This window comes from Paraburkholderia aspalathi (assembly GCF_900116445.1).
Taxonomy (GTDB): Bacteria; Pseudomonadota; Gammaproteobacteria; order Burkholderiales; family Burkholderiaceae; genus Paraburkholderia; species Paraburkholderia aspalathi.
The window spans coordinates 67865-86113 of sequence record NZ_FPBH01000028.1 but is presented as its reverse complement, the minus strand read 5'-3'; the positions used below and the strand labels follow the sequence as shown (position 1 = coordinate 86113).

19 protein-coding genes and 1 tRNA gene are annotated in these 18249 nt (G+C 61.6%); 5 read left to right on the top strand and 15 right to left on the bottom strand.

Annotated elements, in window-relative coordinates; genetic code table 11:
• Positions 1 to 51 precede the first annotated feature (51 nt).
• Complete coding sequence (ftsY, locus tag BM438_RS33485; RefSeq protein WP_093643702.1) at positions 52 to 1218, bottom strand: signal recognition particle-docking protein FtsY; 1167 nt, start codon at positions 1216 to 1218, stop codon at positions 52 to 54.
• Positions 1219 to 1458: 240 nt separating this feature from the next.
• On the opposite strand from ftsY, the gene rsmD reads away from it, so the two are divergent.
• The 3 genes from rsmD (at position 1459) to BM438_RS33470 (ending at position 3021) form a co-directional block, all read left to right on the top strand.
• Complete coding sequence (rsmD, locus tag BM438_RS33480) at positions 1459 to 2073, top strand: 16S rRNA (guanine(966)-N(2))-methyltransferase RsmD (protein ID WP_093643701.1); 615 nt, start codon at positions 1459 to 1461, stop codon at positions 2071 to 2073.
• 111 nt (positions 2074 to 2184) lie between these two features.
• Entirely contained in the window at positions 2185 to 2700 is a 516-nt protein-coding gene (coaD, locus tag BM438_RS33475) for a pantetheine-phosphate adenylyltransferase (protein ID WP_093643700.1), read from the top strand.
• A gap of 63 nt (positions 2701 to 2763) precedes the next feature.
• Positions 2764 to 3021: a YfhL family 4Fe-4S dicluster ferredoxin gene (locus BM438_RS33470; RefSeq protein ID WP_093643699.1), complete on the top strand. Its 258-nt coding sequence runs from the start codon at positions 2764 to 2766 to the stop codon at positions 3019 to 3021.
• A gap of 108 nt (positions 3022 to 3129) precedes the next feature.
• On the opposite strand, the gene hisC is transcribed toward BM438_RS33470, so the two are convergent.
• From hisC to BM438_RS33430, 8 genes are all read right to left on the bottom strand, one after another.
• Positions 3130 to 4209, bottom strand: a complete 1080-nt coding sequence (gene hisC, locus BM438_RS33465; RefSeq protein ID WP_093643698.1) for a histidinol-phosphate transaminase — start codon at positions 4207 to 4209, stop codon at positions 3130 to 3132.
• Positions 4210 to 4263: 54 nt separating this feature from the next.
• A complete protein-coding gene (gene pth / locus BM438_RS33460; RefSeq protein WP_054035803.1) occupies positions 4264 to 4866 on the bottom strand; it encodes an aminoacyl-tRNA hydrolase in 603 nt (200 codons plus the stop codon).
• A 150-nt stretch (positions 4867 to 5016) separates the two neighbouring features.
• Positions 5017 to 5640, bottom strand: coding sequence for a 50S ribosomal protein L25/general stress protein Ctc (locus BM438_RS33455; protein ID WP_093643696.1), 624 nt, complete (start codon positions 5638 to 5640; stop codon positions 5017 to 5019).
• Between the two features lie 164 nt (positions 5641 to 5804).
• Positions 5805 to 6761, bottom strand: a complete 957-nt coding sequence (locus BM438_RS33450) for a ribose-phosphate pyrophosphokinase (RefSeq protein ID WP_006048037.1) — start codon at positions 6759 to 6761, stop codon at positions 5805 to 5807.
• Positions 6762 to 6806: 45 nt separating this feature from the next.
• Positions 6807 to 6883, bottom strand: a tRNA-Gln gene (locus BM438_RS33445).
• 50 nt (positions 6884 to 6933) lie between these two features.
• A complete protein-coding gene (gene ispE, locus BM438_RS33440) occupies positions 6934 to 7815 on the bottom strand; it encodes a 4-(cytidine 5'-diphospho)-2-C-methyl-D-erythritol kinase (RefSeq protein WP_093643694.1) in 882 nt (293 codons plus the stop codon).
• Between the two features lie 73 nt (positions 7816 to 7888).
• The gene (lolB, locus tag BM438_RS33435) at positions 7889 to 8521 is read right to left on the bottom strand and encodes a lipoprotein insertase outer membrane protein LolB (RefSeq protein WP_093643692.1); all 633 of its coding nucleotides are present in this window, start codon (positions 8519 to 8521) and stop codon (positions 7889 to 7891) included.
• Positions 8521 to 10362 carry a tetratricopeptide repeat protein gene (locus BM438_RS33430; protein WP_093643690.1) on the bottom strand — a complete coding sequence of 614 codons (1842 nt, stop codon included), beginning with the start codon at positions 10360 to 10362 and terminating at the stop codon, positions 8521 to 8523. Before BM438_RS33430 ends, lolB begins: the two co-directional genes overlap by 1 nt.
• An 87-nt stretch (positions 10363 to 10449) precedes the next feature.
• On the opposite strand from BM438_RS33430, the gene mutM reads away from it, so the two are divergent.
• Both mutM and mutY read left to right on the top strand, forming a co-directional pair.
• Complete coding sequence (gene mutM / locus BM438_RS33425; protein ID WP_054035812.1) at positions 10450 to 11280, top strand: bifunctional DNA-formamidopyrimidine glycosylase/DNA-(apurinic or apyrimidinic site) lyase; 831 nt, start codon at positions 10450 to 10452, stop codon at positions 11278 to 11280.
• Positions 11281 to 11287: 7 nt separating this feature from the next.
• Positions 11288 to 12403, top strand: coding sequence for an A/G-specific adenine glycosylase (gene mutY, locus BM438_RS33420; protein WP_208620735.1), 1116 nt, complete (start codon positions 11288 to 11290; stop codon positions 12401 to 12403).
• A 36-nt stretch (positions 12404 to 12439) separates the two neighbouring features.
• Here the strand turns inward: mutY and BM438_RS33415 are convergent, their stop codons facing one another.
• The 6 genes from BM438_RS33415 to BM438_RS33390 form a co-directional block, all read right to left on the bottom strand.
• Entirely contained in the window at positions 12440 to 13072 is a 633-nt protein-coding gene (locus BM438_RS33415) for an LON peptidase substrate-binding domain-containing protein (protein WP_054035816.1), read from the bottom strand.
• Positions 13073 to 13111: 39 nt separating this feature from the next.
• Positions 13112 to 14005: an RNase adapter RapZ gene (gene rapZ / locus BM438_RS33410; RefSeq protein ID WP_093643686.1), complete on the bottom strand. Its 894-nt coding sequence runs from the start codon at positions 14003 to 14005 to the stop codon at positions 13112 to 13114.
• A gap of 106 nt (positions 14006 to 14111) precedes the next feature.
• Positions 14112 to 15080, bottom strand: a complete 969-nt coding sequence (hprK, locus tag BM438_RS33405; protein ID WP_012431656.1) for an HPr(Ser) kinase/phosphatase — start codon at positions 15078 to 15080, stop codon at positions 14112 to 14114.
• Positions 15081 to 15220: 140 nt separating this feature from the next.
• On the bottom strand, positions 15221 to 15736 hold the full coding sequence (locus tag BM438_RS33400) for a PTS sugar transporter subunit IIA (RefSeq protein WP_074285509.1): 516 nt from the start codon (positions 15734 to 15736) through the stop codon (positions 15221 to 15223).
• A gap of 317 nt (positions 15737 to 16053) precedes the next feature.
• Positions 16054 to 16410 carry a ribosome hibernation-promoting factor, HPF/YfiA family gene (gene hpf / locus BM438_RS33395; protein ID WP_054035819.1) on the bottom strand — a complete coding sequence of 119 codons (357 nt, stop codon included), beginning with the start codon at positions 16408 to 16410 and terminating at the stop codon, positions 16054 to 16056.
• A gap of 170 nt (positions 16411 to 16580) precedes the next feature.
• Complete coding sequence (locus BM438_RS33390; protein ID WP_093643683.1) at positions 16581 to 18098, bottom strand: RNA polymerase factor sigma-54; 1518 nt, start codon at positions 18096 to 18098, stop codon at positions 16581 to 16583.
• Positions 18099 to 18249 lie beyond the last annotated feature (151 nt).

The window sequence follows — 18249 nt, the reverse complement described above, 5'->3', positions numbered from 1 at the left end:
GCGCTCGGAAGAGCGCCCTTTTTGCTCGTTTTGCGACGAACGTCGCTGTGTTCAACCGCCCAGCAACGCGTCCGAAAACTCTTCCGCGCTGAACGGCTGCAAGTCCTCTACCTTTTCACCGACGCCGATAAAGTACACCGGAATCGGACGCTGACGCGCAATCGCCGCGAGAATGCCGCCCTTCGCGGTGCCGTCGAGCTTGGTGACGATCAGGCCGGTGAGGCCGAGCGCGTCGTCGAAGGCTTTCACTTGTGCGAGGGCGTTCTGGCCGGTGTTTGCGTCGATCACCAGCAACACCTCATGCGGCGCGCCATCTTGCGCCTTGCCGATCACGCGCTTCACCTTGCGCAGTTCTTCCATCAGATGCAGTTGGGTCGGCAGACGGCCGGCCGTGTCCGCCATCATGACGTCGATCTTGCGCGCACGCGCGGCGCCAACCGCGTCGAAAATCACCGCGGCCGGGTCGCCGCTTTCCTGCGACACCACCGTCACGTTGTTGCGCTGGCCCCAGATCGCGAGCTGCTCGCGCGCAGCGGCGCGGAAGGTGTCGCCGGCAGCCAGCAGCACCGACTGCTCGAAGCTTTGCAGATGCTTGGCGAGCTTGCCGATGCTGGTGGTTTTGCCCGCACCGTTGACGCCCGCGATCATCATGACCAGCGGTTGCGCGCGGCCGAGCATCAGCGATTTTTCCAGCGGCTTGAGCAGGTCGATCAGCAGCGTGCGTAGCGCTGTTTTCACCTGCTGAGGATCGGTGAGGCGTTCGGTGCGCACTTTTTCGCGCAACGATTCGAGCAGAAATTCGGTGGCTTCGACGCCCGCATCCGACATCAGCAGCGCGGTTTCGAGCTCTTCGTACAGATCCTCGTCGATCTTCGTGCCGACGAAAATACCGGTCAGGCTCGAACTCGTTTTCGACAGACCGGTCTTCAGACGCGTGAGCCACGAGCGCTTTGCGTTCGCGTCCTGCATAGGCGGCGGGACGATTTCGACGGTTTCGAGCGCGGGTGCTTCGGCTTCGGGCTCATTGGCGGACGCCGCCGCAGCCGGCTGCGTATCGACGCGAACCGGAGCTACCGGCTGCGGCGCTGACGGCGCGACGGGCGCTTGCGGCGCCTCTACGGCGGGTTCGGGCGCCAGGGCTTCCGGCGCTGTCTGCGATTCTTCTGGCGCGTTATCGGACTCTTTCGAACCCTTGAATCGTTTGAAAAAGCTGAACATGATCTGGCGTGGTGAGAGCGCGCGCCGATGCGCGCAGCCGGGACGGGCCCGTGGGAGCGGCAGGCAGCGTTGCGATGCGGGATGCAAGGCGCTGGAAGCCGCACATTTTATCAGGCGCGCCGCCACCCGTCGTATTGGCCGAACGGCCAGGCTGGACGCCGGGCGCCCCTGTGGTAACGTTGGCGCTCCGGTCCGCACGCATCGGCGTCGCGGGCGCCCTAATAACGTAATCGAAACTGCATGCCCCGTTCTGCTCCTTCACGCGCCCACGGCGCTTCGTCCAAAGGCGGCAAGCCGCACGCCATCCGTATCATCGGCGGCGACTGGAAGCGCACACCGCTGCCCGTGCTCGACCTCGACGGCCTGCGCCCCACGCCTGACCGCGTGCGCGAGACGCTCTTCAACTGGCTCGGCCAACGGCTGGACGGCCAGCGCTGCCTCGATCTGTTTGCCGGCAGCGGTGCGCTTGGCTTCGAAGCTGCCTCGCGCGGCGCGGCGCGGGTGTTGATGGTCGAGCGCAATGCGCGGGCCGCCAGCCAGCTGCGCGCGAACCAGGAGCGCCTCGCGGCGCGTTCGATCGAAATCGCGGAAGCCGACGGCTTGCGCCTCGCGGCGAGTCTCGCCCCCAGATCGTTCGACGTCGTTTTCCTCGATCCGCCGTTCGACGGCGATCTGCTCGGCAAGGCGCTCGCTCTGGTCGTGCCGCTGCTGAGCCCGGAAGGTTTTCTGTACGTGGAAGCAGGCGACTCGCTCGAACTGGATGGGAACGAGACGCTCGCCGGTTGGGAAATCGTGCGGCAAGGCAAAGCAGGCGCTGTCCACTTTCATTTGCTGCAGCGCGAAAATAAGGAATAATGCGCGTTCCAAAACAAGCCGCGGACGGTTACCGTCACGCGTGCGGTCGGTGCCAAATGCGTCACGCGGACGCTTTGACGTGCCCATTTGTCTGAAGAGAGGAGAAGTCTCATGGTAGTCGCCGTGTACCCGGGCACATTTGACCCGCTGACGCGCGGTCACGAAGACCTCGTTCGGCGCGCGTCGAGCATTTTCGACACGCTGGTGGTGGGCGTTGCCGACAGCCGCAACAAGAAGCCGTTCTTCACGCTGAAAGAGCGTCTCGACATCGCTCACGAAGTGCTCGGGCACTACCCGAACGTTCAGGTGATGAGCTTCAAAGGGCTATTGAAGGACTTTGTCCGCAGCAATAACGCCCGGGTGATCGTGCGTGGCCTGCGTGCCGTCTCGGACTTCGAATATGAGTTCCAGATGGCCGGCATGAACCGCTATCTGTTGCCGGACGTCGAAACCATGTTCATGACGCCGTCCGATCAATACCAGTTCATCTCCGGCACCATCGTGCGTGAAATCGCGCAACTGGGCGGCGACGTCAGCAAGTTCGTGTTCCCGTCGGTCGAAAAATGGCTGAAGGAAAAGGTTGCCGTGCTGGATCCGAATGACGGTGTCTCGGCGGGACAACCGTAACCGGCGTAAACTGTCGGATTGACGGATCAAAGCTGGCTTCGGCCGGCACGAAGTGAGAGAAGTATGGCCTTGATGATTACCGACGAGTGCATCAATTGCGACGTGTGCGAGCCTGAGTGCCCGAACGACGCGATTTCGATGGGCCCGGAAATCTACGTGATCGACCCGAAGAAATGCACCGAGTGTGTCGGCCATTTCGACGAACCCCAGTGTATTCAGGTGTGTCCGGTCGAGTGCATTCCGCGCGACCCCGAGCATCTGGAATCGGCGGAGGGTCTGATGGCGAAGTACCATGCGCTGCAGGCTGCGAAGGGCGCGTGAGCATTGGATGATGGAGAACGGCGAGGCGGCTGCCTCGCCGTTTTCTTTTGCGGCAACGCTTTGTGTCTGTCGCGCGTGAGCTTGTCCCGATCGCTCGCTATCCTACCGTCACCCGACGTAAGCGCTGAAAATGTCGCGCAGTGCGTCCAGCAGAATGTCGCATTCGGCGTCAGTGCCGACCGAGATTCGCAGATGTTGGTCGATTCGCGCCGCCTTGAAATGGCGCACGAAAATCTCCTTTTCCCTTAGCCGTGCCACGAGCGTCGCTGCGTCGTAGCCTTCGTGACGCGCGAACAGCAGATTCGCCGCCGACGGCACCACCTCGAAGCCCAGTGCCGTCAAGCCTGCCGCCAACCGCTCACGGCTCGCAATCACTTTTGCGCAGGTGTCGCGAAACCATGCATCGTCCTCGTATGCAGCGATGGCCGCGACTTGCGCCAGGCGGTCGAGCGGATACGAGTTGAAGCTATCCTTCACGCGGTTCAGTGCGTCGATCAGTTCCGGATTGCCGAACGCGAAGCCGACTCGCATGCCAGCCAGCGAACGCGACTTCGATACCGTCTGTATCACCAGCAGGTTGGGATAGCGGTCGATCAGCGCGATGGCCGATTCAGCGCCGAAATCAACATACGCCTCGTCGATCACCACGACCGATTCGGTATTTCTCGCCACCAGACGCTCGATATCGGCGAGCGGCAGCGGTCGTCCGGTCGGCGCGTTCGGGTTCGGGAACAGCACGCCGCCGTTAGGCGCCATGTAGTCGTCGACATTAATGGCGAAGCTGTCGTCGAGTGCGATGGTCCGATAGTCGACTTCGAAGAGCCGCGCGTAGGTCGGGTAGAAGCTGTATGTGATATCCGGAAACAGCAGCGGTTTGTCGTGCTTCAGCAAGGCCTGAAAGGTGAGCGCGAGCACTTCGTCCGAGCCGTTGCCCGCGAACACCTGTTCCGGGTGAATGCCGTGATATGCGGCTACCGTTTCGCGTAACTTGCGCGCGGTCGGATCGGGATAGCGCCGCAGCGACTCGCCCGCTTCGCCCAGTTCCTGCTGGATCGCCTCAAGTACGCGCGGCGACGGCGGATAGGGATTCTCGTTGGTGTTCAGCTTCACCGGATGCGCAACCACGGGCTGCTCGCCCGGCACATACGGCGTCAGACGGTGGACGATGTCACTCCAGTAGCGGCTCAAGCGATTTCTCCTGTCGATGGCGATACGGGCGAAGCGGATGCGGGCAGGGTCCGCTCAGGGATTGCGGTGGAGCTGCATCATCGCGCGCTCGAGTTCGCCTTTGATGATCTGCGGCATCACGGCCAACGCACGTTCGATCGACGCATCGATCACGTCCTGCTCTTCCCGCCGCGGCGGCTTCAGTACGTAATTGGCGACGTCCGGTTTGGCGCCGGCTCGCGCGCTTTCGGGAATCAGGTCACGCGGATGGCCGATGCCGATCCGCAGCCGCCAGTACTGTTGCGATGACAGATGCGCGGTGATGTCCTTCAGCCCGTTATGACCGCCGCTGCCACCACCGAGCTTCAGCTTGACGCTGCCCGGCGGCATGTCGAGCTCGTCATGCGCGACCAGAATTTCGTCCGGAAGAATCTTGAAGAACTGCGCGAGCGCCACGACCGACTGCCCCGAGCGGTTCATATATGTTTGCGGTTGCAGCAGATGCACTTCTTCGCCGTGAAGCCGGGCCTTCGCATAGAAACCGTGAAAGCGCCGCTCGTCGCGTAGTGTTGTGCCTGCTTCGCGCGCCAGTTGATCGACCAGCCAGAAGCCGGCATTGTGGCGCGTCGCGGTGTATTCAGCGCCCGGATTGCCGAGCCCGACGATCAGCTTGATCATGATTGCATAGGTCCATCTGGCCTCGGCGCCGAACGCGACCGAGCCGAAAAAAACCGAAAAAAAACCCGCCGGGGCGAACCTCGGCGGGTCACATCGACCGTTTCATTGAAACGGATCGAGAGGATTGCTTGCTCAGCGCCAAAAAGGCACTTAGGCAGCCGGCGTTTCGCCTTCGCCTTCAGCAGCAGCGGCGTCGCCTTCGGCGATTGCGCCAGCCGGGATCGTTGCCGATGCGACGACCGGGTTTTCTGCGTCAACGTGAGCAACCAGTGCCACACCTGCCGGCAGGACGATGTCCTTGGCGTGCAGCGAGTGACCAGCTTCGATCGTCGCCAGGTCAACTTCGAGGAATTCCGGCAGTGCCGACGGCAGGCACTCGATTTCGATTTCGTTGAGGACGTGCGAGATCACCGCGCTCGACAGCTTCACTGCCGGGTTGGTTTCCTGGTTCATGAAGTGCAGCGGCACCTTGGTGTGCAGCTTCTTCTTCGCGTCGACACGTTGGAAGTCCACGTGCAGCACGAGCTGACGGAACGGGTGGTATTGCACGTCGCGCAGCAGAACCTGTTGCGACTTGCCTGCCACTTCCAGTTCGAGGATCGACGAGTGGAAAACTTCTTTCTTCAGCGCGTGCCAGAGTGCGTTGTGGTCCAGTTCGACCAATTGCGTTTCAGCACCAGCGCCATATACGATGCCCGGGGTCTTACCCGAGATACGCAGGCGGCGGCTCGCACCCGTACCTTGCAAGGAACGCTCGAAAGCGACTACTTTCATGTTGAATCTCCAATGCACTGCCCGCGACCAGGCAGTAAAAACGGGGCCTCCAAGCCATTACGGCTGAGGCCCCAGAGCGATGGCACGAACCTTCGTTCGTTCATGCCAATTGTGCAAAAGTGCAGCGTGCGGTACTGCTATGCGCGCCGCGCCTTCGCAAATACTTAACTTTCAGCGAACAGCGACATCACCGAATCGCCGCGGCGAATCCGCGAGAACGTTTCGGCGAGCAGGCCGGCGCTGGTCAGCGAACGGATCTTGGCGCACGAGCGGGCTTCTTCGCCGAGCGGGATCGTATCGGTAACAACGAGTTCGTCGAGTGCCGAAGCTGCAATTCGCTCGCCTGCACCGCCCGACAGAACCGGGTGGGTAGCGTAAGCGAACACCTGCTTCGCACCGCGTTCCTTCAAAACCTGAGCTGCCTTGCAGAGCGTGCCTGCGGTGTCGACCATGTCGTCCATGATCACGCAGGTGCGGCCTTCGACTTCACCGATGATGTTCATCACTTCGGCAACGTTCGCCTTCGGGCGGCGTTTGTCGATGATCGCGAGATCGCAATTCAGTTGCTTGGCCAATGCACGGGCACGCACCACTCCGCCGACGTCTGGCGAAACGACCAGCAGGTTCTCGTAGTTCTGCTTGCGCAGATCGCCGAGCAGCACGGGCGTAGCGTAGATATTGTCGACCGGGATGTCGAAGAAGCCTTGAATCTGGTCGGCGTGCAGATCCATCGTAATGATCCGCTCGACGCCGGCGATTTCCAGCATATTCGCCACGATCTTCGCCGAGATGGCGACGCGCGCCGAACGCGGGCGTCGATCTTGACGGGCATAACCGAAGTAGGGGATAGCTGCGGTGATCCGGCCTGCGGATGCGCGCTTGAGCGCATCGACCATGATCATCAGTTCCATCAGATTGTCATTCGCCGGCGCGCACGTGGATTGCAGGACGAAGACATCCTTGCCACGCACGTTTTCCTGAATCTCGACCTGGATTTCGCCGTCCGAGAAACGGCTGACCATTGCTTTGCCGAGGGGAATACCGAGGATTTTGACGACTTCCTGTGCAAGCGCGGGATTTGCGTTGCCAGTAAAAACCATCAGGCCGTCATGGCTGCTCATCGTGCACCTACTTCAGGCTGGGGGCGAGGGAAATGCGAGAATTTTTGGCAGGGGAGGAAGGAGTCGAACCTTCGAATGCCGGAATCAAAATCCGGTGCCTTAACCAACTTGGCGACTCCCCTACACTAACTTTGAGCTTCACCGAACGAGGGAACGTTCGACGATGCAAAACTTATGACGCGAAAGTAAAGAGTGGATGCTGATCGAGACTTGCAGTTACTGCGCTGTTCCATTCGTGAGGCAGTTTGGCTTGCGCCGCTTCTGCTTCAGCTTTGCTACGAAACGCTGCAAATACACTTGCACCTGATCCAGACATCCGCGCTGGTGCGATGTCTTCAAACCATCGCAACACTTGCGCTACTTCCGCGTATTTTCCCACGACAACCTGCTGCATGTCATTGCGGCCAAAACTTTCTGGCCAGTCAGTGTTGCAGCTAAGTTCTGCAGGAAAGTCCGTAATTATGAGGGGTTTCGAATCTCTTGTCAACGCTTTTTCGGAAAAAATCGCTGCAGTTGGAACGTGAACCCTCGGTGTCACCACCAGGAAATGGCGCGGCGGCAATTGTACAACGTCTAAAGCCTCTCCGACACCCTGTGCGAACGCATTTTTCCCAAAAACAAAAAATGGCACGTCCGCACCAAGCTTCAACGCCAGCGCTTGCAACTCCAGTCGCGGCAAATCGAGTTTCCAGAGGCGGTTCAGCGCGAGTAACGTGGTGGCCGCATCGGAGCTGCCGCCGCCCAGACCCGCGCCCATTGGCAGGCGCTTGTCGATTTCGATATCGACACCTGCGGGCGAGCCGGTATGCGCTTTCAGGAGCGTTGCTGCGCGCACGGTGAGATCGTGTTCCGGCGGCACGTCGGCGATCTCAGTGCTGCGCGTGATGAGGCCGTCGTCGCGCCGCGTGAAGTGCAGGATGTCGCCCCAGTCGAGCAACTGGAAGACGGTTTGCAGCGTGTGATAGCCGTCCGGCCGGCGGCCGGTGATGTGCAGGAAGAGGTTCAGTTTCGCTGGCGCGAGGCAATCGCGCAGCGAGTCGGTCGTTTCAATCATGAGTCAGGGCTACATGCGCCATAGCGGCGCCGAAGAAGCGGCAAAGGTTGCGCGAACGGGCGCGGCTACTGAACTACTGATCCAGCACGAGCTTGATGTCGAGCGGCGGTTCCGAGCGGCTCAGATTCACGCGCTTCACGCCGGTGGCCGGTGCGTCCGCATACGCCAGGTAATCGATCGTCCAGCCGTCCTGCGTGATCTGCTTCAGACGCGAAGGTTGCTCCGGATCCTTCTCGGTTTTCGCGCGCGAAGTCGGCGCAGGCGACGGTTGCAGCCAATAACGCAGCCCTTCGACCGGCAGCGCGAAGCCGAGCGCGTTCTGCATCAGCGTGGAGACGTTGTCGGCGGTGAGCGGTTGGCGATTCGGCAGTTCGAGCGTGGCCGAAGCAGGCGACGAAGTCACGATGGCAAGCGTCTGCCCAAGCGGATTGCGCAATTGCAGGGTGACCGTGTCACCCGTTTCCTGCCAGGTGAAATTGCCATAGGCATTGCGCTGCTGGCCGTTCTGATCGTTGTACTGGACCGCGAAACGGCCTTGATAGGCACGCGAGGTCTGGGCAGTGACGGACGTTGCCGCATTCGACGTGGACGGCCCCTGCGGCTTAACCGATGCACAACCAGCCAACGCGACAACCGCTGCCGCTACGAATCCGAGCGCCGCGCCACGCGGCGCCCGGGGATAGGAGATCAAGCGGGAAAGACGCATCAAAGATCGTTCACCTGAAGACGTTGAAGCGTTTTGACCAGGGTGTCGTTGTCCGGTTCGAGCTTGCGTGCGTCGCGGAAAGCGGCACGAGCCTGATCCTGCGCGCCGGTTTTCCACAGCACTTCGCCGAGATGCGCGCCGATTTCGGCGTTCGGCTGGAGGTCGTACGCTTTGCGCAGCAGCTTGATGGCATCCGACGTATCGCCCATCCGGTACTTGACCCAGCCGACGCTGTCCATGATGAACGCGTCGTTCGGCGCCAGCGCCGAGGCCCTCTCGACCAGCTTGTCCGCTTCCGGCAGCCGCTGATTGCGATCGGCCAGCGAATAGCCGAGCGCGTTATAAGCCTGCGGATTGTCCGGCTGCGTCTGGATCAGCTTGCGCAACTGCGCTTCCATGACGTCGTAATGGCCGGTTTTTTCGGCGGCCATCGCGTAGTCGTAGGTCAGATCGGGGTCGTCCGGGAAATTCGCGGTGGCCTGCTGCAGGCGTGTTTCCGCTTCCGGGTAGCGCTTCGCGTCGAACAGAATGGCCGCGTCGGTGCGGGCAATCAACGCCTGGTCGCGCGGATCGGGTGCCTGCAGGTTGGCCAGCAGCTTGCGCGCGTCTTCAGTCTTGCCCTGCTTGGCGAGCAATTGCGCCCGCGTGATCTGCGCCGGCACGAACTGCTGGCTCGCTGGCGAAACCTTGTTCAGCCAGTCGCTCGCCGCTGCTTCGTTCTTCTGTTCGAGTGACAGTTGCGCAAGATAGATATACGCCTGGCCCGGATCGGCGCCTGGCGTTTTCTCGGCTTGCTGCGCGTACTGGGTCAGATAGGTCTGCGCCTCGGTGAAATTCTTCTGCTGGATCTTGATCAGCGCGAGCGCCATCAGCGGCGTGAGGTCGGTCGCGTTGTTCTTGTGCATGATCTCGAACTGCTTCTGCGCGTCGTCCAGACGGTCGCTCGCGAGATACATCTGCGCGAGCGCGAGACGCGCGTCATGCGATTTCGGGTTCTGCTGCACGTACTTTTCGAGCGACGCGATGCCTTCCTTGCGCTCCTCCGGGCCCATCTGCGACAGCATCAGCGCGGCCGGCAAATAGTCCGGCTTGAGCGTGAGCGCCTGCTCGAGCGACTTGCGCGCGCCCGGTGCGTCGTCGGAAACGAGCTGCTGGCGCGCGATGGCCAACTGCGCCTCGGGCCGGTTCAGGTCGTTCTTCAGCAGATCCTGCAGCACATGCAAGCCGCCGATCCGGTTCGGGCCGCGCGAGAGCAGCAACTGCAGCGCCAGAATCGCGCTGCCGCGATTGTCGGCCGGCACTCTCGCGAGTTCACGGGCGAGGATCGGCGCGGCGTCGTCAGGCTTGCCGGACAGCACGAGTAGCGATGCATCGAGTTGCGCGGCGCGTTCCGAATCCGGCGCATACTGCTGCCACAATTGCGCGGCGGCCAATGCGTCTGACGGGCTTTGCGCGGCCAGCGCGATTTCCGTGGCGCGTTGCGCCATGCGTGGATCGTGCGTGTCGCGCGCGAGCGCGAGGTAGGTCTGGTAGGCGGGCGCCGGCTGGTCGCGTTGCAATGCGACTTCAGCAGCGAGCACCTGGAATACGATCTGGCTGGACAGCGGCACACCCGGCAGAGACTTCTGGTCTTCTGCCGTTGCCGGGCCGAGCGGGTCTGGCAGCGTGACGGACGTGTCATCCGAGTCTGGCGACGGGTCCTGCGCGTGCGCGGGCACGGCAGCCAGCGCCCAGACGGCGAGCGCGGCGGCACCGAGCATGCGGCGAGCGGACACGGCGTGCGGCACGCGGGATGCGCTAGCCGGGCGCTTCGAAAACAGCTTCACGAAGGACAAGTTCATGGAAATCCGTTCAATGTTTCGGACGATTGTAACGCGCTCGCTACAATAAGCGCACAACCACTCACGCAAGTTGCAGACCAGTTAGACATGCCAGAGTTGCCAGAAGTTGAGGTTACCCGAAGGGGAATCGAACCGTATGTGTCCGGGCGCAAGGTTGAACGCGTCGATGTGCGTACGCCCGCGCTGCGTTGGCCGATTCCGGCGGACCTTGCGAAAACCTTGCGTGGCAGCGTGGTGCGCAAGGTCGAACGGCGCGGCAAGTATCTGCTATTCGAGATCGACGCCGGCTGGTTCATTGTGCATCTCGGCATGACAGGCACGCTGCGCGTGCTGCGCCATGTGCCGCGTCCACCCGCTGCGGCGAAACACGATCACATCGACTGGATTTTCGACGAATTCATTTTGCGCTATCGCGATCCGCGGCGCTTCGGCGCGGTGTTGTGGCACCCGCGCGAAGCCGGTGGCGTGCTCGAGCATCCGCTGCTCGCGAGCCTCGGTGTCGAGCCGTTTTCGCCGGCGTTCTCCGGCGCGTTGATGCACCGGCTCACGCGCGGGCGCAAGGTGTCGGTGAAGCAGGCCTTGCTGGCAGGGGAGATCGTGGTCGGCGTGGGTAATATCTACGCGTCCGAAAGTCTCTTTCGCGCCGGTATCCGGCCTACCACCGCGGCGGGCCGCGTCTCGCTCGTGCGCTACGATCTGCTGGCCGACGCGGTGCGCGTCACGCTCGCCGCAGCGATCGAGAAGGGTGGCAGCACGCTGCGTGATTTCGTCGGCAGCGATGGCGAAAGCGGTTACTTTCAGCTCGACTATTTCGTCTATGATCGCGCGGGGCTGCCATGCCGCGTGTGTGGAACGCCGATCAAACAGATCGTGCAGGGGCAGCGTTCTACGTATTTCTGTCCCACCTGCCAGCGCTAAATTTTCGATGCCTTCTCGTATAAGCCCGTCCGCCGCGTCCGCTACGCCCGCTTTTCCTGTCATGTCTGATTTTTCCGCGCGGCTGATTGCGTGGCAGCGCCAGCATGGCCGTCATGATCTGCCCTGGCAGAACACGCGCGATCCGTATCGCATCTGGCTGTCGGAAATCATGCTGCAGCAGACGCAGGTATCGACGGTAATTCCGTACTACGCCAAGTTTCTTGCGCGTTGTCCGGATGTCGCCTCGCTCGCCGCCGCGCCGGCAGATGATGTGATGGCGCTGTGGGCCGGCCTTGGTTATTACTCGCGTGCACGCAATCTGCATCGCTGCGCTCAGGTGGTCGTCGAGCAGCATGGCGGTGCGTTTCCCGAGTCGGTCGACGAGCTCGCGGAATTGCCGGGCATTGGCCGCTCGACGGCAGCGGCGATCGCCTCTTTCGCGTTTGGCGCGCGTGCCACGATTCTCGACGGCAACGTGAAGCGCGTGCTGGCGCGGGTATTTGGCGTGGAAGGTTTTCCGGGCGAAAAGAAAGTCGAGAACGCGATGTGGACGCTGGCGGAATCGCTGCTGCCGTCCAACGCATCGAACGACGATGTCAGCGCCTATACGCAAGGCCTGATGGACCTCGGCGCAACGTTGTGCGTGCGCGGCAAGCCGGACTGCCTGCGCTGCCCGTTCGCCGCCGACTGCGTGGCCAACGTGACCGGACGTCAGCGTGAACTGCCCACGTCACGGCCAAAGAAAGCCGTGCCGACGCGCCGCACATGGATGCTGGTGCTGCGCGACGGTAACGCCGTGATGCTGGAAAAGCGCCCGCCCTCGGGCATCTGGGGTGGCTTGTGGAGCCTGCCCGAAGCCGCCGACGAAGCCACGCTTGCCGAGCGTGCACGTGCCTTTGGTGGCGACGGAGCGGTCTCACCGCTCGCGCCGCTCACGCACGTCTTCACGCATTTCAAGCTGGATATCGAGCCGCGGCTCGCTGAACTGGATCGTGGTGTGGGCGCATTGGCTGCGCTTAACGACGCGGACACCGCATGGGTCGCGTTAAGCGATCTCGATTCGTTCGGTGTACCCGCGCCGGTGCGCAAACTACTGGATAGTTTGCACGGCTCGCTGATCTAGCCAGCCGCGAGCCGAAAAAGCCGAAAGCACATCAAATCAAAGCAGCTGATGCTGCTGCATATAGTGATGAACCACGTCGATTCGCGCGCCGGCGTCCTGCAGTTCCATCAACTTTTGCCTTGCACGAAGGGCGATGGGCAACACTTCCGCAAGCCGGTTCGACACCCATGACGGATCTTCCAGCCTGAACGGTTCCGCGAACGGCAAGCTGTCCGGGTCGCGTTCGCGGATCGTGGCGATGATCCGTTCGAGCACTTCCGCGCACGCACCGAACTTGGCCAGTTGCTCATTGCCCTCGAGCGGTATGTCTTCGCCAAGCGGCTCCGCCATGCCGACCAGCAAGCCGCTGCTCTCCACACGATGCGACAGCAGGCGAAACCGCCGGGTGCCACGTGCCCGAATCAGCAGCATGCCGAAGGCTTCGACATCGCACTCTTCGATCTCGGCGAGACAGCCAATTGCTTCGGGCACCGAAGGCTCTTCTTCGCGCGCCACTTCCGCGCCGCTTTTCAGCAGACACACACCGAACGGCGTTTTTTCACGCAGACACTCGCGCGCCATATCGAGGTAGCGCGCTTCGAAGATTTTCAGCGGCAGCAGTCCATCGGGAAACAGCACCGTATGCAGCGGAAACAGCGGCACATCGGCAAGCACAGTAGAAGAAGACATGGCGCAACGCTTCGAGTTAAGGCCGCGCGATGCGGCCGGTTAAGCCACTAACTTCGATGATTCGCCGGCATGAACCGGCGCATCGCGGTGCCGCACAATGACATTCGCTGACGTTGCGAGACGCGCGGCGAGCGTCTCAGCAATGAATACCGAGCGGTGCTGGCCGCCCGTGCAACCGATCGCGACCGTCAGATAACTGCGGTTGTCGTCACGGAAATGCGGCAACCATTTAGCGAGAAATTTTTCGATGTCGTCGATCATTTCATGCACGACCGGCAGTGCATCGAGAAAATCCCGCACCGGTTGGTCGAGGCCCGTGAGCGGCCGCAATTCATGATCGTAGTACGGGTTCGGCAGCGTGCGTACGTCGAAAACATAATCGGCGTCGAGCGGCACGCCGCGTTTGAAACCGAAGGACTCGAACATCAGCACGAGCCCGGCATCTTCCTGCTCGATGAAGCGTTTGACCCACGCACGCAACACGTTTGCGCGCAGATTGCTGGTGTCGATCTGATGGCCGAATTCGGCGAGGCCCGCCACGAGTTCGCGTTCGCGTTCGATCGCTTCGGCGAGCGACGTCAGCAAGCCGACGTCTGCATCATGCGCCGTGGAACCGGACAGCGGGTGGCGGCGGCGTGTTTCGGAAAAGCGTTGAATCAGCGACTGCGTGCTTGCGTTCAGGAAGAGTACACGCACATCGTGGGCGCGCGAAAGGTCGCGGATCATCGCGGGCATTTCGTCGAGCGAAGCGCTCGAGCGCGCGTCGATGGCGACCGCGAGGCGTTCCTGGCCGTCGTCGGCGAGATAGTTGGCCAGTTGCGGCAAAAAACGCGGCGGCAGATTGTCGACGCAGTAATAGCCTGCGTCTTCAAGCGCGTTCAGGGCAACTGATTTGCCGGAGCCGGAAATACCGGTGATCAGGATTATGCGCATGGAGTCGTGAAATCCGTACAGTTCATCATAGCATCTGGTCCCAGTGCGCGCGCCGTCGCAGCCTGCCGTTGGCTGCGGACGTCACACGGTGCCGGGGCGCGCGGATTCAGATCAATTTGCCGGGAAACTGGCTGTCCGGGTCCTGCATGGCCAGGCGCTGGCGATCCATGAAGTCGCGCAGCGTATCGATGCCGCGCAGTTGCAGGATCGTGTTGCGCACGGCTGCCTCGACCAGAACCGCGAGGTTGCGGCCGGCCGCCACCTGAATCGTGACTTTGCTGATCGGCAGGCCGAGCACGTCGACGGTTTGGCTTTCCAGCGGCAGCCGCTGGAATTCACCGTCCGGACGGCGCACCAGTTGCACGATCAGTTTCAGCTTCATTTTGCGGCGCACCGCGGTTTCACCGAAGATCGTCTTGATGTCGAGCAGGCCCAGACCGCGCACTTCAAGCAGGTTTTGCAGCAGCGGCGGGCAGCGCCCTTCGACGAAATCCGGCCCGAGGCGCACGAAATCCACTGCGTCGTCGGCAACGAGGCCGTGGCCGCGGCTGATCAGCTCCAGCCCGAGTTCGCTCTTGCCGAGGCCGGAATCGCCGGTGAGCAGCACGCCCATGCCGAGAATGTCGAGAAACACGCCGTGCAACGTGGCGCGCGGCGCCAGAATGCGCGACATGTAGAGGCGCAGGCTGTCGATCACCGCGGCGGCGGACATTGGGGTGGTGAAAAGCGGCGTGGACGAGCGCGTGCAGCGCAGCACCAGTTCCGGCGGCGCGGCGACGCCGCCCGCCACCACCAGAAACGGCGGTTCCAACGCGATCAGCTCGGCCATGTGGCGCGAGCGGTCTTCGTCGGTTTGGCGCTTGTAGTAGTCGATTTCGGCGTCGCCGAGCACCTGGATCCGGTTCGGGTGGATCAGGTTCAAGTGGCCGACAAGGTCGGCGCTCGACGTGGCATTGGCGACTGATTCCGAAGAAAAGCCGCGCTCCCAGCCTTCATGCCCCGTCAGCCAGCTCAACTTCAGCATGGCGGCGTTGTCGTCGAAAATGCTCTGGGCGTTGATGCTGGACGTATCCATGAGTCGGTGACTCCCGTGTGGACCGCTTGCTTGGGAAAGGATGCGGCCTCGTTAACGCGGACCGCGCACCTCGCCTGGCTGTACCCGCCTGCAGGCGGGAAGCCGGGTGAATAGGCGACGTGCGGATAACCGCCGATGCATCAAGGTTGCCACTGAGTGAGCAGGCGATGCAACGATTCGCGGTCTTCTTCCGTGTGCAGGCGCTCGCGGGCTTCGCGATCGGACAGCAACTGGGCGATTTCCGAGAGAATTTCGAGGTGCTGCTGGGTGGCCTGCTCAGGCACGAGCAGGAAGATCAGCAGCGAGACCGGCTGACCGTCGGGCGATTCGAAGGGGATGGGTTCGGCAAGGCGGACGAATGCGGCGAGCGGCTGCTTCAAGCCTTTGATCCGGCCATGCGGAATCGCGACGCCTTCACCAAGCCCCGTCGATCCGAGGCGCTCGCGCGCAAACAGATTGTCAGTGACCGTGCTACGGGCGATGCCGTTCTGGTTCTCGAAGATCAGGCCCGCTTGCTCGAACACGCGCTTCTTGCTGGTGACCGATAGTCCGACGACGACGTTCTCGAGGGGAAGAAATTTGGCTAAACGATTCATGTTGACAGGCGAAAACGTGGCCTGGGTTCTCCTCGCTGGGGCGTTTGAGTGATGTTCCATTCGTTTGATGCTCACGGCGACGTGCGTTGAAGTCCGAAAGCGCAGGACTCCGGCCGACCGATTTCCGTTTGAGCTAACTTGACCCCGATGGTAACCGGAACATTATAGAACAGGGTAGCCACGGATGGTGCGGCGCGCCATCCATGCATCATGGGTTTCTTCGCAGGATTGATCCGGTCTGCCCGGCGGCCTGAAAAAGGTGCCCTGAAACGAAAAACCGCCCGGTCTCGGGCGGTTTGGCTGGGGACACGCAAATGCGAGCAAATGCGGGCGAATGAGGAAAACGAAGGAAAGTAAAGCAGGCCTTCTAATCTTCCTTATTGCGGCGGCACGTCCAGGATCGGTGCCGGCTGGTACTTGATCGCATCGTGCTGATGGCCTTGCAGCCGATCTTTATGGCGTATCACTTGCCGGTCGAGCTTGTCGATCATCAGATCGATCGCAGCGTAAAGATCGCTGTCACAGCTCTCGACGAAGATATCTTTGCCCTTCAGATGCAGGTTAATTTCAACCTTTTGACGCTTTTCCTTTTCCTTGTGGTTGTCGACCGAGAGGACCACACTGCCGTCGATGACCTGATCAAAATGTCTTAGCACCCTATCCAGTTTGGTGATCACGTATTCGCGCAACGCAGGCGTTACTTCGAGGTGGTGTCCACTGATCTGCAGATTCATAGTGCTTCTCCAAGCTAGAGGCCGCTTGTTCCGCACGATGACGAAGGTCCGGTCGATCTGTCGGCTTGCCTGAGTCGCCCCCCGGTGACTGACTTCTGGCAGGTCGCATCGGCCGGCCTGTCCGCCAACTGCGGAGCGGCCGGTAAATGCCCGTCGCGGGAGGCGGCGGGCTACAGAGACTTGCGCAGGTTGACTGCCGGAATCTTGAGGGCCTCGCGATACTTCGCAACGGTACGCCGTGCGACCACGAAGCCCTGTTCCGCCAGCAGTTCGGCTATGCGGCTGTCTGAAAGAGGAGATTTCGGGTTTTCCGCTCCTATCAGTTGCTTGATGAGCGCGCGAATCGCCGTGGAAGACGCCGCGCCGCCCGTGTCAGTCGAAACGTGTGATCCGAAGAAGTACTTAAATTCAAGCGTCCCGAATGGGGTCAGCATGTATTTACCGGTTGTCACACGGGAGACAGTTGACTCGTGTAGGCCCAGCGTATCAGCAATTTCTCGCAAAACCAAGGGGCGCATGGCAATTTCGCCGTGGACAAAAAAGCTCTTTTGACGCTCGACAATGGCTTGCGCGACCCTGAGGATCGTTTCGAAACGCTGCTGGATATTTTTGATCAGCCAGCGTGCTTCCTGCAGTTGCTGGCGCAACGATCCGCTGCCGGGATCACCCCGGTTATTGCGCAGAATATTCGCGTACAGATGGTTGATGCGCAGCTTCGGTACCACTTCCGGATTGAGTTCCGCCTGCCAGCCCTGTGCCGTTTTGCGCACCATGATGTCCGGCACGACATAGTCCGCTTCCGCCTTGCCGTAAGCGGCGCCGGGAAACGGCTCGAGCGAGCGGATCAACACATGCGCATCGCGTAGATCGTCGTCGTTTGCCTTCAGGTGTTTGCGCAGGCGCGTGAAATCACGTGCCGCGAGCAGTTCCAGATGATGGGCGACGATGTCGAGCGCAAGCGTGCGCGTAGACGAGTGTTCGAGCCGCAGCAATTGCAGCTTGAGGCACTCGGACGCGGAGCGCGCGCCGACCCCTGCCGGGTCGAAGCTATGCAGCAGCGCAAGCGCAGCGTTCATTTCGTCGAGATCGACCTCGAGCTCTTCGGGCAGATCGGTCAGCACTTCCTCGAGCGTGGCGGCAAGATAGCCGTCGTCGTCGAGCGATTCGATCAGGAAGGTGATCAGCGCACGGTCGCGCTGGCTCGCCTGGGTGACGCGAAGTTGCGCCATCAGGTGATCGCGCAGCGAGGTGCTCGATTCATGGATTTGCAGCGGCGGCAGATCGTCGTCGTCCGAGGCATTGCCGGAGCGGCCGTAGTCGCCGAGATCCCATTGCGACGCGTCGCCGTTGTTGTCGCTCGCGAGGCCGTTGTATTCGTCGACACCTTGCGGCTCGCCGTTCTCGGCGCGCTCGCTGCTGCTGGTGGACGAAGACGACGTATTGCCGCCCATCTGGTCGGACGGTGGGGAGGAATTGGGCGACTGGGCGATCAGTGAGCCGTCGGCCGCCACACGCAGGGGACTCGCAATCCAGTCGTCCTCATTCTCGAGGAGTGGATTCTGCGAGATCGCCATTGCGACTTCCTGCTGCAGTTCGAGCGTGGACAGCTGAAGCAGCCGGATGGACTGCTGCAGTTGCGGGGTCAGCGCAAGATGCTGCGATAGGCGGAGTTGGAGGCTGGCTTTCATGGCAAGTTGAGATTCATTGTAGAGAGTTTGCCACGACCGCGATACATTGCGACATTCGCAATTACGCGTGCGCCCGTTTCGGCGGCGCTGGGCGCGGGACGGCCCAGGTCAAAAATGCTGATGTGCGGATGCCGCAAAGGGGCCGGCGGAT

Excerpts from the sequence above, each read along its gene's own strand:
- ftsY (WP_093643702.1), bottom strand. The coding sequence starts at position 1,218 with ATGTTCAGCTTTTTCAAACGATTCAAGGGTTCGAAAGAGTCCGATAAC.
- rsmD (WP_093643701.1), top strand. The coding sequence starts at position 1,459 with ATGCCCCGTTCTGCTCCTTCACGCGCCCACGGCGCTTCGTCCAAAGGC.
- coaD (WP_093643700.1), top strand. The coding sequence starts at position 2,185 with ATGGTAGTCGCCGTGTACCCGGGCACATTTGACCCGCTGACGCGCGGT.
- BM438_RS33470 (WP_093643699.1), top strand. The coding sequence starts at position 2,764 with ATGGCCTTGATGATTACCGACGAGTGCATCAATTGCGACGTGTGCGAG.
- pth (WP_054035803.1), bottom strand. The coding sequence starts at position 4,866 with ATGATCAAGCTGATCGTCGGGCTCGGCAATCCGGGCGCTGAATACACC.
- BM438_RS33455 (WP_093643696.1), bottom strand. The coding sequence starts at position 5,640 with ATGAAAGTAGTCGCTTTCGAGCGTTCCTTGCAAGGTACGGGTGCGAGC.
- BM438_RS33450 (WP_006048037.1), bottom strand. The coding sequence starts at position 6,761 with ATGAGCAGCCATGACGGCCTGATGGTTTTTACTGGCAACGCAAATCCC.
- ispE (WP_093643694.1), bottom strand. The coding sequence starts at position 7,815 with ATGATTGAAACGACCGACTCGCTGCGCGATTGCCTCGCGCCAGCGAAA.
- lolB (WP_093643692.1), bottom strand. The coding sequence starts at position 8,521 with ATGCGTCTTTCCCGCTTGATCTCCTATCCCCGGGCGCCGCGTGGCGCG.
- BM438_RS33430 (WP_093643690.1), bottom strand. The coding sequence starts at position 10,362 with ATGAACTTGTCCTTCGTGAAGCTGTTTTCGAAGCGCCCGGCTAGCGCA.
- mutM (WP_054035812.1), top strand. The coding sequence starts at position 10,450 with ATGCCAGAGTTGCCAGAAGTTGAGGTTACCCGAAGGGGAATCGAACCG.
- mutY (WP_208620735.1), top strand. The coding sequence starts at position 11,288 with ATGCCTTCTCGTATAAGCCCGTCCGCCGCGTCCGCTACGCCCGCTTTT.
- BM438_RS33415 (WP_054035816.1), bottom strand. The coding sequence starts at position 13,072 with ATGTCTTCTTCTACTGTGCTTGCCGATGTGCCGCTGTTTCCGCTGCAT.
- rapZ (WP_093643686.1), bottom strand. The coding sequence starts at position 14,005 with ATGCGCATAATCCTGATCACCGGTATTTCCGGCTCCGGCAAATCAGTT.
- hprK (WP_012431656.1), bottom strand. The coding sequence starts at position 15,080 with ATGGATACGTCCAGCATCAACGCCCAGAGCATTTTCGACGACAACGCC.
- BM438_RS33400 (WP_074285509.1), bottom strand. The coding sequence starts at position 15,736 with ATGGAACATCACTCAAACGCCCCAGCGAGGAGAACCCAGGCCACGTTT.
- hpf (WP_054035819.1), bottom strand. The coding sequence starts at position 16,410 with ATGAATCTGCAGATCAGTGGACACCACCTCGAAGTAACGCCTGCGTTG.
- BM438_RS33390 (WP_093643683.1), bottom strand. The coding sequence starts at position 18,098 with ATGAAAGCCAGCCTCCAACTCCGCCTATCGCAGCATCTTGCGCTGACC.